Genomic DNA, 15,098 nt, shown 5'->3' on the forward strand with positions numbered 1-15,098 from the left:
CTTAACGCCGCGGTCACTTTCCAGAAGGCGAAACTAATCCCTTCAAAAACCAATGAGAACTCGATTCGAAAAATAGCTGAATCCCTTCGTACCGCAAGGCTTTCTTGATGTGAAGTGTAGAAAAAAATTAATCTAGGTACGAAAGTTGAGTGATTTAATATAGAGTGAACATCATATAAAGTTGATATGGTAAAATCAATATAAACTAAATCGCTAATCTAGTATATATATCCTTTGTTTTATCCATTATATGGTGTTTTGTTGTTTTTGATTTTATAAATTAGGAGTTGGAATATATGGACGGTACTATTCACACTCAACCAGCAGCTGCTCCTGTTATTCAGGCTTTACGAAATATCGGCTATAAATCTCAAACAGCTATTGCAGATATTGTTGATAACAGTATTGATGCACATGCTTCAGCTATCGACTTAAAATTTGAATATGGCGATGGCGATGGATACATATTAATCAAGGATAATGGAAGTGGAATGGACAATGATGAATTACAAAAAGCAATGACAATCGGCTCTAAAGATCCTCGAGAAGAACGAGACAAAAATGAATTAGGACGTTTCGGAATGGGACTTAAAACAGCGGGTTTTTCTTTAGGAAAACGAGTAAGTGTTATCTCAAAAAAAAACGGCATCTTATCGGAGCGTTGCTGGGACTTAGATTTAGTTAGTAAACATAACAAATGGTATTTGTTTAAGAATGTACCTGAAGGTATCCTCCGAAAATTACCTAATATTGAAGGCGATAGTGGAACTATTGTATATATAGATAAATTGGATCGTTTTTCAAAAGCTGGATCATCCACTCCTTTAAAAAAGAATAGTTATTTTGCAAAAATTAAAAGAATCCATGATTACTTAGAATTAGTTTACCATCTACTTTTAAATGATAATTTAACCATCACAATTAATAATAATAAACTGATGGGGTGGGACCCATTTCTATTAGATATGCCCGAAGTTATTCGGGAAAAAATAATAGAAGGTGAGAAACAAGCATTTCGGGTTAATGGAAAACGAGTAATAGTACGACCATATGTATTACCACACCCTTCAAATTATAATAGTACAGAATTTTCTCTAGCTGGGGGCATTAGGGGCTGGCGTGAACATCAAGGCTTTTATATTTATCGTGAAAATAGGCTTGTAACATTCGGAGATTGGCTAGGTTTATTCAAAAAAGAAAGTATTTATGATCTAATTCGAATACGAGTAGATTTTTTGAATGCTTCTGATGATGATTGGAAAATTGACATTAAAAAATCCAGCATTTCCATTCCTGAAGAAGCAAAAGAAAATCTAGAATCCATCGGTAGATTTTATCGTCAGATATCTCAAGATATTATGTTATATCGTACTAAACGAGCATCCGGCTCTCAGACAAAAAGAGCTATTGGCACATTAAATACATGGGAGCTAGATAATGATAGCAACCATGGTAAGTATGTATTAAATAGGCTCCACCCTATCCTAAATGAAATTTTGGCTAATATAGATGACGAAACTACAAAACAGTTAAAATTATATTTAAACTTAATTGAACTTGGGTCGCCAATGAATTTATTTGAAATGGAACATTTAATTCAATGTGAAGAAGAGTCCCTTGATTTGAAATTGAAAAACTTATTAGTGTTAATTTCAGAAGAATTATTGAAAAAGAACCCAGATATGCCACTAGATGAATTAGTCGAATCTCTTATGCTTTTCCCACAATTCGAAACTATTGGTAGAATTGCATTAGAACAAATTATATTAAAGGATGTTATCAATGATTGACACACAAGATACTATTAAAAATGAATTAGAAAAAGCATTTGTTGAAACATACAAAAAGCTTCTTATATTCAATACAGAAGATGCAGCTGATATAGCAATGAATGCTGCAAAAATGAAGATTAAAAAGAAACATCTCGACTTAACAGCGGAGAAGTTAGAGGAGTGGCTATTAGAAATATATGATACGCATGTGCAAGAAATTATTATAAAACCAACAAGTGTAATTCGTGCTTCTAAAGATAGTGCATGGGAAGATGGTGAATTAGAATTTAGTTACTATTGGTATCGCTATTCTAAGTATTTGGAAGAGATCAAACATTGGCCAATCGACACTATTAGATCAATCGATACCACAACTAATGAAATTCTAAAAAGTATTGGAAACCCTAATAAACAAACTGAATTTGATTATAGAGGATTGGTGTTGGGATATGTACAATCTGGTAAAACAGCAAACTTCACTGGTTTAATCAACAAAGCTTATGATGTTGGTTACAAATTAGTTATTGTACTAGCCGGTATGCATAATGATTTACGTTCTCAAACACAATTACGGCTTGAAAAAGAGGTCGTTGGTGTGATTGATAAAGTTACTAAAGTTGCTACGGGAGTTGCTTCAATATCTAATAAGGGGGAACTAGTACAAACATGGACTGATGTAGAAAATGATATTTCTATTAAAGCCAAAGATCAACGCCATAATTTGAATGTACCAAATTTAATGGTTGTTAAAAAAAATAAAGATGTTCTTGAAACATTAAATACCGTGATCGAAGCTTGTTGCAACTTATCAGCTGATTATCGTAACGTTCCTGTCTTAGTAATTGATGATGAGGCCGATCAAGCATCTGTTGACACAGCAGATGCTAATGAGAAACCAAAAACAATTAATAGTTTAATCCGCCGCCTTTTAAATCAATTTAACCGTAAATCATACGTAGGTTATACTGCAACTCCGTTTGCTAACTTACTCATTGACTCTCGAACGACTGATGAGGAAGTACAAGAAGACTTATATCCAAAAGATTTTATTGTTGCATTACCCAAACCAGATGGATATTGTGGTCCAGAGGAATACTTTAATGTGACTGGATATGAAGAAGATGATGACAAACCACAATATATTCGACATTTAAATCAGGATGATTTGGATTTATTCAATAATATTAAAAATAAAGAGCATACAGAATTAATCAATTATGTACCTTATTCAATGAAACAAGCTATTCAGAGCTTTATTATTGCTACAGCAGTGAGAAATTTACGCAAACAAGAAAAAGAGCATAACTCTATGTTAATCCATGCATCTCATTTAACAGATATTCAATTAGAACTAAAAAAAGTAGTAGAAGCCTACTTTGAGGAATTTTCAAATACTATCCTTTATGCGTCGACTGATGAAACAATCAATCAATTACAAAACTTATATATAAAAGATTTTGTACAAGTTCAAAAAACGTTCAATGACAAAAATACCGAACATAGCTATCCAGTACTTGAATGGGTAGAAGTTTATAAAGAAATTAGAAAAGTATTAGGAAAAATAGACATTCTGGCTATTAACGGTGATAGTAAAGATATATTAGATTATGATTCACGCAAGGAAAACGGATGGAACGTAATTGCTATCGGTGGAAATAAATTATCACGAGGTTTGACACTGGATGGTTTAACTGTTTCCTACTACTATCGTGGAACAAGTATGTACGATTCTCTTTTACAAATGGGGCGTTGGTTTGGTTTCCGTAATGGCTATATGGATCTTTGTCGTATCTATACTTCACAACAAATTGCATCAAACTTTGAACATTTAGCAGAAGTAATGGTGGAAGTACGTAAAGAATTCGATTGGTTAGCAAAACACGAGAATCTTACTCCTTATGACTATGCTGTCTCCGTACTAGGACATGATTATATGGATATAACAAGCCCTGCCAAAATGAAAACAGCTGAATTCTTACATTATCTAGGAGGTAAAAAACCTCAAACACGATTATTCAGTAAGGATCTAGATTTTTATAAAACAAATATGGATAGTACTATCAAGTTAATAGAATCTCTTAAGAATATTACTCCATGTACTGTTGGAGATACTAAATATTATGTAACCCAAAATGTTTCTGTTCAGAACATTCTTCAGTTCCTAAAAACATATAAAACTGATCCCAATGCAACTAAAGTAGTTTCAAACAAAATATTTGATTATATACAAAAACAAATTTCTCGTGGAGAATATTTAAACTTTAATATTGTTGTTGTAGACGCTACAAAAAAATCATTGAACGGAAGTGAAGTTAGAAAAGCAAATGCATCTGGTAAAAATATAAAAGAGTTTTCCGTAAACTTAGGCGATATACAAATAGAAAATGCCGTTTTACGTAGAATAAATCCAGAAGAAAACCATACTAACGATTATTCTATTGATTTAGGTGCAATCACTTCCGGAAAACACTTTTTAATTGATTTAGAGAATGAACAAATCCGTGATAATGCTAATCCATTATTAATAATTTATCCATTACATCCACAGATACCTGCATTCGATGAGCTGGAATATGATTTCAATGAAAACTTTGTACCCATTGGTATTGCTTTTGATTTCCCAAGAGTATATAAAGAAAATTTAAAAGGAGAAATCGTTGAAGCACGTCAAAAATATGTGAAAAATAAAACAGTTTTTGATGAAAAGGAGAATAAAGAATGACAAAAGTTACAGTAGCTTTTAATGAATTACTTACTCAGATTAATCCCTCTGAAAGTGAGGCAATTTATAAATTAAAAACTATCCATTTTAAAAAACCTTGTATCATGATCGGCGTGGATTCTTTAACAAAAGAACGCAGACTTTATATCGATATAACTAAAGAAAATTGGCCTAAAGATAAAATGAAAACCTTCCCTAAATGGCGTGGTCTAACGGTTAAAGAGGAATTCCATAAAAAAATAGGACCTATAAAAGAAAAAAAAATGTTGGTATTATATCAGGAGCCAGATCAAAGCATTGAAATTTTTGATAATGTTATGCAAAGTGTCTATGACAATATTATTCATAATTTGGAGGAAGATTTATTCTCTACTCTTTACACAGTATTGGACCAATGGAAAAACTTTTTCATGCATAAACGTGATGGTAAATTAACGATTGAGGAACAGATGGGTCTTTTTGGAGAATTATATTTCTTTAGAGCTTGGCTCAACAAATTTCCTGATGCACCACCAACAATTATGGATTATTGGAAAGGCCCATTAATGAATCGAATTGATTATGTCGTTGCTAAAACTGGCGTAGAAATTAAAACAATATGTCCTAAAATCCGTGAAGATATTCGAATATCTAGTGAGCGTCAGTTAGAGTTAACACCTATTATTAAAAATTTATATTTATATGTTTTACGTGTTGAGATATCTGATACAGAAGGAGAAGATTTATTCAACATATTAACGGATATCATCAATATTTTAAGTACTCGAGCGCCTTCAACTATTGTATCGTTGGAAAATTTATTGTTAGAACTTCGTATTATTAAAGAAGATTATACGGAAAATAAATTTTCTGTATTAGAAGATATAGCATATAAAGTAAATGGAGATTTTCCTAAATTAACACCAAATATGTTACCAAAAGGTGTTTCATATATATCCTATTCTGTAGATTTATCTCATTGTGAAGAGTTCAAAGTGAATTCTCAAGATGTGTACTATTTAAACAATGGAAGATGAGTGTGAAAGATGAATGAATTTCAACAAAAATTAGAGTTTTTCAACGAATTTATGGAGGCTGTTGAAAGACGCGGTGCTGCAATCGGCAGTCGCCAAACCCCATTCCTAGAAGCGATTCTACCCTTTATTTCGGAAGAAGATGAGCCAACTGTTTTTTACTTTGGAAATTCTAATGCAAAGGTCCAACTAAATGGTTATCTTTATTCAGAAGCAAGTAATTCATTAAATCTTTATGTAGTGGACTACGATATTGAATATGATGAAAATTCTCTACCTCAAATAACAAAAACAGCTGTTCAAGAAGTCGCTACACGAGCAAAGCGTTTTTTCACAAATGCAAAGTCCTTTCATACTTATGCAGAGCGAACTTTGGAAGTTGCTAACTTAGCAAAACATATTTTAGACATTCAAAATGAATTAGAAGAAGTAAATATCTATGTTGTGACAAATCGCTTCTACACATCTAATAAGCCTGTTGATTTAGCTATTTCTGGTATACCTAATGTAAATGTTTATGTATGGGATATGGACCGCATCTATAAACTAACTGAAGCTGAGCAAGGAATTAGAGACTTTGAAATTGACTTTAGTAAATACGAAACATACTTTGAGATGATGAAAGTTCCTAAACTATCAACAGACACTATTAATCTTGGTATTGATTGCTATATTGGTTATGTTCCAGCACATATATTAGCACAATTATATGATGAATTCGGACCAAAATTAGTTGAACGAAATGTACGATCATTTTTACAAGCACGTGGTGGTACTAACAAGGGAATAAGGGACACTTTAAAAAATCCCAAACAACGGGATTTATTTGTTGCTTATAACAATGGAATTTCTACAGTAGCGAAATCTGGAGATATTGAACAAGTTAATGATTCGAATTTATATCGGATTAAAAGCTTAAAGAGCTGGCAAATTGTAAATGGTGGTCAAACTACCGCTTCAATTCATCAAGCTTTTAAAAATGATGTGCCGTTGGATGAAGTGTTTATTCAAGCAAAGTTAACTATTATCCATATAGATACTGATACTAAAAATGTCGAAGATAGCTATCTGTTAGAAGATGAAATGATCTCGAAAATATCCGAGTATGCCAATACACAGAATAAGATCAACAAATCTGATTTATTAGCAAATACTCGCTTCCTTTCAGATATTGAAAAATACTCACGTAATATATGGATTCCTAGCCAAGATGGACGAAAAGAAGAGTCTAAATGGTACTTTGAACGTGCACGTGGTCAATACATGGTTGATATCGGCCGGCGAAAAAAAGGGAAAGAACAGAATGAATTCAAAAAGATATACCCCAAAGAACTTGTTTTAGGGAAAGTAGATATTGCAAAGTATTTTATGTCCTGGCATGGTTACCCACATGTTTCAAGTAAAGGTGGCGAAGAAGCCTTTACAAAATTCATGGCATTAAATAGTGAATATTGGAAGCATGATTTATCAGAAAGTGACAAAATTAAAAGTATTGATGAATCCTTCTATACACATTTAATTTCTTACTGTATTGTCAATAATTACGTAAAAAGTATTGTGGAAAATATGAATTTAAAAGGCTATAAAGCAAACGTAATTTACTACACTGTTGCCATGGTGAATCATCTATATAAAAATCAAATTGATATAGAATATATTTGGAAAAGACAAAAATTATCTACGGAATGGGAACGCTGTGTTCAAACAATAGCTAAAGCAACATTGGATCATTTACGTATATCCGCTGGAGAACGAAATGTTACACAATGGGCTAAAAATGAAGAGTGTTGGACTATTTTCAAAGAACAGTATTCTAACTCCTTAAAAAATTTAATGTAAAATTAGACTCCTTCCCTCTTATCAAGAAGTAATTGATATGAGGTAGTGGTATTTAATTCCAAATACTCATCTAAATCATTCGTTCTTAAATTAATATAATGTTGATTTACCGTCTGATTCGAGACAAGCAACATCTTGGGGAGGTAAAGGAATTGTCGATTTAGAAATATATAGTATTTTAAAAGAAGGCTATGCAAAATGACGAAGAAAGCGATTAAGTTGATTTGTACCTGCAATAAAATAAATTAAATAAATTAGGCGTGCTGTTTAGTACATGTTTTCAGTTTTGTGACATAAACGTAAAATATAAGATGACCAGAAAAGTGTAGAACTATAATACAGGCATGAGAAAAGGAAGGGCATAAGTGTATTCGCCCCTTCCCTCTGTTTATATCTCAATACCATCCATTAATTGTAGTAGTCTAAAAATCGCCATCTTCCCAGCCGGTAATTAATACACATGCACACCCGCACCAAGCACGGACTTGTTTTGCACGGAATTACCGGATAGATATACCTTTTGCAGATCAGGCAGTTGGCTTAGGGTCTCGATATTGGAAATGGCATTGTTCTCGAGATGAAGCTCTTCTATGGCCTGCCAGTTACTCATAAATTCGAGAGAAGCTAAATTGCTGTCTTGCAGAGTGAAGGAACGTAGAGCGGACATTTTGGCAAAGTAAGGCATCATTTGGTCAACTTCAGTAACAGAGGTGTTGTTTATGCTGAAATATGGCTGCTCTAAGGTCAAATGTTCAAGCACGCCGTTCTCTGCGGCCGCCTTTTGTTCAAAGTTCAGCCTGCACTCGGAGCACATCAGAGATTTGACCTGCTTTAAACGAAATAAAGCATCGCTTTCCTTGAACAGTGACGAGTCGTAAATGTTTAACGTCTCCAGACGAGGCAAGCCGTCCAGGACGCTAAGCCGGGTTATTTCACTGATCTCCCAGAGGGAGATCTGCTCCAGTTTCGGGAATTTCCCCAGCGCAGCCAAGTTCAATTCCCCGCTTCCACCACGAAGCGTCAGGCTGGTTGTAGCGGGCGCCTTGAGCTCAGTGAGAAAGGAGCTCGGAATTTCTACTCGCTCTACTTTAGGCAGTGTCAGGGCTTCTTGCTTCTCGTAATAACCGGACAGCGTTAAATCTCGCAGCGAGGAGAGGCTGTTGATGGCTTTTACCGAGCTGAGCTGGTTTAAGGAAGCCAGACGTAATTTCGTGATGGAGGCCTTACCAGTCAAGCGCTCTAGGCTGGAGAAGTTTACATTTTCGATATCTAGCGTTTGTAGAGCAGGCATATTTTGAACAAAGTCGATGGACTTTACATTCGTTAAAAAGGATAGCCGAAGCTCCTGAAGCTGGGTCAAGGCGTATAGCGGCTGTAGGTCTGTGGCTTCACTGTAATTGATGGACAGGGAGGTCAGCCCGGTCAGGGACGACAACCATCCGAGTTCATCGACAAAGGTGAGCGACAGGGACTTGAGCGGCAGTTTATTCAACAGAAAGAAATCCGTTACAGACTCATCCACATAGGTAATGGATAAAGAGCTCAGATTAGGAAATTCCAGCAGTAGGGCCAATTCCTCATTGCTGCGAAGCTGAGTGGAAAGCTCCGTAATTTTAGACTTGTCACCAAAGTAGCCCGAAAATTTGCTGAAGGATTCGTTAAAAGCGCCTCCATAACTTTTTAATCCAGACATATGGGCCAAAGTGGTTTGGTCCGTCTGGGAGATTTCATAGGTATTCGTCAGGTCCAATGCCGTCAGTCCCGTAAAGGCTTCAAAATCTCGCTGATCAATCCGCTGGCTATTCAGTTTCTTGTCCTGAGTAATATAAGTGATCTTCTCGGCCTGTTCATCGCTGAAGGGATCGGAGAGGCTATATGTAAACGTCCACTGATCATTCTCCGAATGCTCTACGGTTAAATAGCGAAGACGAGCCAGTTCCTCCTCTGTCGGCAAGGCAGACCCTTTATCGAAGATATCTCGCAAAAATGAGAGCAGAACCTCGCTTTCGGGCATCTTTCGCACAGACAGATTGGCTTCTGTTTTTGGATAGGTGGAGCTGTTGCTATAATAAAAATACGTACCGATCGCGCCAGTTAGGACTAACATCAGCATCAGCAGTAGCTTTACGGAGGCAGCCTGCTTCAGCGGTGCTTTAGGGGGCGTTCCGTGGTAATGATTAATGGTCTGGTCTACGTAATGGACATGATTTTGCTTCAATAAAAGCTCTGTTTCACAATAGGGACACTTTAAAATCTCACCTTCTTTGTATTCAATTCTTCCGTTGCAATTGGGACAGTTTAACGGGATAAACGCCACGAATGTCCCCTCCTTCATTATGATGGTCATAAGATCATGCTGAACGGTCATCTGACTTCATTATACCTTGTGAATTTACGTTTGATGAGAGAAAGAAGTTTCACATAGCGAAGGAGCAGGGAAATCCTGCTCCTTTTTGATCTTTTTTAAGTATGGCTGGTGGTAGGCATTATTAAGAGGGGATCTGTTGTGGTGCTGCGACGAATTTATCTGCCGCGGCCTGATCATCGGAACGAAGAGCATGACCATACCCGTATCAGACTTGGTAGAGTTCTGTAAAAAACTAAGATTCCCCTTTAATTTGGAGTAAGAATTCTCTTTCATGAAGTGGTATTATCTGGGGTGAAAGGAGGCTGGTCACAACAAATTATGTAAGCGCTTTATATGTTTGATGAAAAATTTGGTGTGGGGGGAATGCTTCGAATGAGGAAATCATTTAAGCGGGTCGTTTCCGGGTTACTCGCAGCGGCTCTGCTTCTTCCGGGCGGCTTGATAGCTCCGACAGTTAACGCTGCAGATCTAGTGGCAACTAATTCACAAATTGTGTATCAGGAAACATTCCAGAATGGTCAAGGCAAGGTGACTCAATCAGGTGGTGCCCAGTTGAGCACGGTAACAGGCAAGCCTTTTGAAGGCAATGATGATGAAGCAGCTCTAAAAGTTAGTAACCGATCTAACAACTGGGATGGCGTGGACCTCACATTCGGTGATCTGGGTTTGGCGGTTGGCCAAGAGTATTCTGTAACCGCTTCCGTTTATGTCGATACGGATGCTAACCCGCCTGCGGCTGGGAAAGCAGTACTGGAGATTGTAAGCAATAAGGGCGTTACTGGCTCAGAAGGATACACCGGAATTAGCTCTGCTGACTTTAAAGCAGGACAAGGCATTACGCTATCCGCCGTTATCTCCGTTACCAGTGTGGACAAGACAGCTCTGCGGATTAAATCTGATGAAGCAGGTAATGGTGTTCAATTCTATATCGGGAATATCACGATTACCCAGACAGCAGCACCTGTTGAACCAGCGGTAGTCCTTAACCAAAGCTTTGAAGATGGCAGTACCGGTGGATGGGGCAAGCTGGGTTGGGGATCGAACGGGGATACTGCGGTCGTCGACAACGACGTAGCCTCCGAAGGCACGAAATCTCTGAAGTTCTTTAACCGGGCCGATGAGAAAGCCGTCCCTGCCCTCGTACTTACGGGCAAAATGAAATCCGACCGTAAGTATGATATTTCCCTCAAGGTTAGACTCGGTTCAGGTGAAGGCCAGTTCCATCTGGCTTCCAAAATAAATTCAGAAGTATTAGCAGATGATCAGAAGTATCCTTGGATTATAGGCAACAAGCTTGTAACCGCTTCTGACTGGACGCTCTTAGAAACCAAAGGCTATGAAATCCCTTCTAAAACGAATGAGGTCATCATCTATGTTGAACCATCGGACAATACGTTAACCTCGGATATTTACATTGATGAAGTCATCATCACCGATGTAACCCCTGATCAAACCGCACCGGAAAATGTAGATAAAACGGGCATCTCTGCCGATTTTGAGAATGGTATGGATGGATTCAAAGCACGGAACGGCCGTGAAACGGTAGTCCTTTCCGAAAACGATAATCATACATCTGGCGGCAAGCAAAGCTTGCTTGTGACAACTACGACACAATATGATGCAGCCTTGGTTGATGCAACTGGCAAAATGGCGAAGAATCACGAATATGAGCTGTCTGCTTGGGTGAAAATGGCACCTGGCGAAGCGCCTACAACCCTTCGTATTAGTATTCAATATGCTGACAGCGGCTTTGCGAACGTGTCTCCAAATGCAACCGTTACAGATCAAGAATGGGTACACTTAACGGGTAAGTATACGCTCACCACTACTCCAAGCGTACTTAATGCTTATATTGAAACAGCAAACAATGACGGCGGGAACCGTACCTTCTTCTTGGATGACTTTGCTCTAAAATATCTGGGACCTGTAACTGCCGCACCTCCGATTCAAGAAAACCTTCCTAACCTCAAGGATATTTACAAGAATGATTTTCTGATCGGGAACATTGTGAATTCGGCTACCTTTGACGAGACTCGGCTCAAGCTTCTGAAGAAACATCACAATGTCGTCACGTTTGAGAATGATATGAAACCGGATTATGCCTATAACGCGGACAGACAATTTGATTTCACCGCAGAAGATGCTCTAGTCCAAAGAGTAAAGGATGCGGGCCTAGATTTGCACGGTCACGTGCTCGTATGGCATGCGCAATCACCTACTTGGCTTTATACGGCAGCAAACGGCGAACCTTTAAGTCGTGAAGAAGCTCTGACGAACCTAAGAACACATGTTAAAACGGTCGTTGAGCATTTTGGTGACCAAGTCATTTCCTGGGATGTTGTCAACGAAGCCATGAACGATAACCCGGCTAATCCGGAAGACTGGAAAAATGCATTGCGTAATTCTGGCTGGTTACAAGCCATCGGCCCTGACTTTCTTGAGGAGGCCTTCCTTGAAGCTAAAAAAGTCATTGATGAAAACGGCTGGGATATCAAGCTTTATTACAATGACTACAACGATGACAACCAAAACAAAGCTACAGCCATCTACAGCATGGTTAAAGAGATCAATGAGAAGTATGCCGTAAATCACCCTGGCGAGAAACTGATTGACGGCATCGGCATGCAAGCCCACTACAATTTGGGTACGAGACTGGACAATGTCAAGATGTCGCTTGAGCGTTTCATTTCTTTGGGAGTAGAAGTCAGTGTCACCGAGTTGGACATTATGGCAGGCACCAATTCTACAATCACTGAAAAAGAAGCAAAGCAGCAGGCCTATCTGTATGCCCAATTGATGGATCTCTATAAGAAGAACAGCGAGCATATTTCACGTGTCACCTTCTGGGGATTAAATGACAGCACCAGCTGGAGAGTCGAGCAGAATCCAACCTTGTTCGATAAGAATTTTCAAGCAAAACAGGCGTTCTACGCGGTAGTTGATCCGCAAAAGTATATGGCGGAAAATCCGCCTGAAGAGCTTGAATACAAGCGCTCAAGCGCTCACTATGGGACACCAGCTATTGATGGCTCTGTAGACAGCATATGGAGCAAAGCTCCTGAATTGAAACTGGATACAAAGCAAATGGCGTGGTCAGGTGCGACAGGAACGGCAAAAGCACTGTGGGATGACGACAATCTGTATGTATTGGTTCAAGTCAGAGATGATCAACTGAACAAGTCCAACCCGAATGTATGGGAGCAGGATTCCGTTGAAGTATTCGTCGATGAAAACAACGGGAAAACAGCTAACTTCCAAGACGATGATGGACAATACAGAGTGAACTTTGAGAACCTAGCTTCCTTTAATCCTGCGGAAATCGCTGCAGGCTTCGAATCCAAAGTCTCTGTTTCCGGTACCAACTACACGGTTGAAATGAAGATTCCGTTCAAAAAGGTTAAGCCTGCGAACAATGCCAAAATTGGCTTTGATTCGCAGATCAATGATGCCAAAGACGGCAACAGAATCAGTGTGAATGCATGGAACGATCCATCCGGTCAAGGTTACCAGGATACTTCCGTATTCGGTGAATTGACGCTCACTGGCAAACCCTCTTCTGGCGGAAACAATGGCGGAGGAAACGACGGTGGAGGCAACAACAGCGGGGGGAACAATGGTGGTAGCAGTGGCGGATCAAATTCCGGGACTACTCCGCAGTCACAACCTCAACCAGAGCTTCCAGGCAGCGACTCGGCGATTGTGCCGGTAATTAAAGTCGAAAATGGAACAGCCACAGCAACCATTTCAAGCGACAGCCTCAATAAAGCGATTGAAAAAGCTTCTCCAGGTGCAAATGGCAAGAAGCAGGTTACCATCGAAGTGCCGAAGCAAGCAAATGTACAATCCTATGTTGTGCAATTGCCGACTTCAACCCTGCAAAGCAACAATAATGTTGAGTTTGTGCTTAAGACGGAGAATGCAACAATTCAAATTCCGTCCAATATGCTTTCTAATATTACGGGGCAAGCGGATCAAGTCTCTATTCAGATTAACAAAGTCTCGGCAGATCGCCTGAACGCAGATGTTCGCGCTATTGTGGGCAGCCGTCCGGTGATCGATCTAAGTGTAAAAGCTGGTGACCGTCTCCTTGCCTGGAACAATCCAGCGGCACCTGTAACGGTATCTGTTCCGTACACGCCCGCTGCACAGGAGCTTACCAATGCACATCAAATCGTGATTCTTTACATTGACAATCAAGGGCATGCAACAGCTGTGCCAAGCGGACGCTATGATGCTAAATCCGGCTCGATGGTGTTTAAAACAACTCATTTCAGCACTTATGCTGTAGCCTACGTAACCAAGACTTTTGCCGATGTGCAAAATGTCCTGTGGGCAAAACAAGCAGTCGAAGCGCTGGCTGCACGCGATATTATTAAAGGAATCTCTGATGACAGCTTCGCTCCTGCAGCTTCTATCACGAGAGCCGACTTTATCACCTTGCTTGTAAGAGCACTTGAATTGAAGGGTTCGGGCACGAACGGGGCAGCCTTCAGCGATGTACAGCCAACTGCTCACTATGCACAGGCTGTGGCTATTGCCAAAGAACTTGGAATTGTCTCTGGATTCGAAGATAACACTTTCAAGCCAGGCAACAGCATTTCCCGTCAAGATATGATGGTTCTTACGGCGAAAGCCCTGAAAGCAGCTGATAAGCAATCTACCGGCAACGGAAATCTAGCTCCATATTCCGATGCTGCAAGCATTTCCACTTACGCGATGGATAGTGTAACTTCCCTCGTAGGAAGCGGAATTGTTAACGGCAAAGATGGCAAAATCGCACCAGCCGAACCATTGACCCGTGCTGAAGCAGCGATGGTTCTCTATCGGATCTGGGAATTGTAAATGTAAAGTTTAATTAAACCAGATGATAAAAAAGACTACCCCCGTAAAATCCAGACGGGGGTAGTTCTACTATTTCATATCGAAGTAAAAGAACTCGTCTATCACTCTGCAGAAAAATGAACAACTGCACTATATAACATCTTGTTGCGAAACGGGTCGAACGTGACTTGATGCTGAACCTGCTTCACCCGGAGCAGCAATGCCTTGTTCATTCCGATTCGGTCTTCGATCGCTCGTTCTAGTTCCTTGAAGTCATAAGCCTGCAAGCATTCAACTTTGTCTTTGATAATATCGAGTGAAATTTCCATGTTTGATTCAGGCCTCCTCCATGTCACGATTTGCAGGTACAAAAGCCTGCCGAACTTTTATTGTAGAGGAGCTAGTCCCGTTCGGCAAGAGCGAACAAAGCGAATCATTAGAACGATGGAGGCGGTCTGAATTCTATACTGGGGGGCCAAAACGAGAAGGTAAAGTTATGCTTCAAATAATCACTAATAAACTCGTGCTGAAAATCAACTAAAGACGTGGTAAAATTGGTGGAG

Annotated in this window: 7 protein-coding genes; 5 read left to right on the plus strand and 2 right to left on the minus strand. The window is 39.1% G+C overall.

The features are described 5' to 3' along the window. Nucleotides 1-296 precede the first annotated feature (296 nt). From HP548_RS04005 to HP548_RS04020, 4 genes are read left to right on the plus strand one after another with little or no spacing between them, the layout of a single operon-like run. Complete coding sequence (locus HP548_RS04005) at nucleotides 297-1,790, plus strand: ATP-binding protein (protein WP_175380957.1); 1,494 nt, start codon at nucleotides 297-299, stop codon at nucleotides 1,788-1,790. Continuing rightward, nucleotides 1,783-4,494 carry a Z1 domain-containing protein gene (locus HP548_RS04010; RefSeq protein WP_246317911.1) on the plus strand — a complete coding sequence of 904 codons (2,712 nt, stop codon included), beginning with the start codon at nucleotides 1,783-1,785 and terminating at the stop codon, nucleotides 4,492-4,494. The genes HP548_RS04005 and HP548_RS04010 overlap by 8 nt, the downstream gene beginning before the upstream one ends. Then, nucleotides 4,491-5,510 (plus strand): PD-(D/E)XK motif protein, encoded by a 1,020-nt coding sequence (locus HP548_RS04015; RefSeq protein ID WP_175380958.1) that lies wholly within the window; start codon nucleotides 4,491-4,493, stop codon nucleotides 5,508-5,510. The genes HP548_RS04010 and HP548_RS04015 overlap by 4 nt, the downstream gene beginning before the upstream one ends. Nucleotides 5,511-5,519: 9 nt before the next feature. Beyond that, a complete protein-coding gene (locus HP548_RS04020) occupies nucleotides 5,520-7,346 on the plus strand; it encodes an AIPR family protein (protein WP_175380959.1) in 1,827 nt (608 codons plus the stop codon). 451 nt (nucleotides 7,347-7,797) lie between these two features. Here HP548_RS04020 and HP548_RS04025 read toward each other — a convergent pair whose 3' ends face one another. Then, complete coding sequence (locus HP548_RS04025) at nucleotides 7,798-9,663, minus strand: leucine-rich repeat domain-containing protein (protein WP_175380960.1); 1,866 nt, start codon at nucleotides 9,661-9,663, stop codon at nucleotides 7,798-7,800. A 423-nt stretch (nucleotides 9,664-10,086) separates the two neighbouring features. Between HP548_RS04025 and HP548_RS04030 the strand changes: the two genes are divergently transcribed. Beyond that, nucleotides 10,087-14,556: an endo-1,4-beta-xylanase gene (locus tag HP548_RS04030; RefSeq protein ID WP_175380961.1), complete on the plus strand. Its 4,470-nt coding sequence runs from the start codon at nucleotides 10,087-10,089 to the stop codon at nucleotides 14,554-14,556. 101 nt (nucleotides 14,557-14,657) lie between these two features. Here the strand turns inward: HP548_RS04030 and HP548_RS04035 are convergent, their stop codons facing one another. Beyond that, the gene (locus HP548_RS04035; protein ID WP_076291617.1) at nucleotides 14,658-14,864 is read right to left on the minus strand and encodes a DUF2536 family protein; all 207 of its coding nucleotides are present in this window, start codon (nucleotides 14,862-14,864) and stop codon (nucleotides 14,658-14,660) included. Nucleotides 14,865-15,098 lie beyond the last annotated feature (234 nt).

Source organism: Paenibacillus taichungensis (genome assembly GCF_013359905.1).
Lineage (GTDB): Bacteria > Bacillota > Bacilli > Paenibacillales > Paenibacillaceae > Paenibacillus > Paenibacillus taichungensis.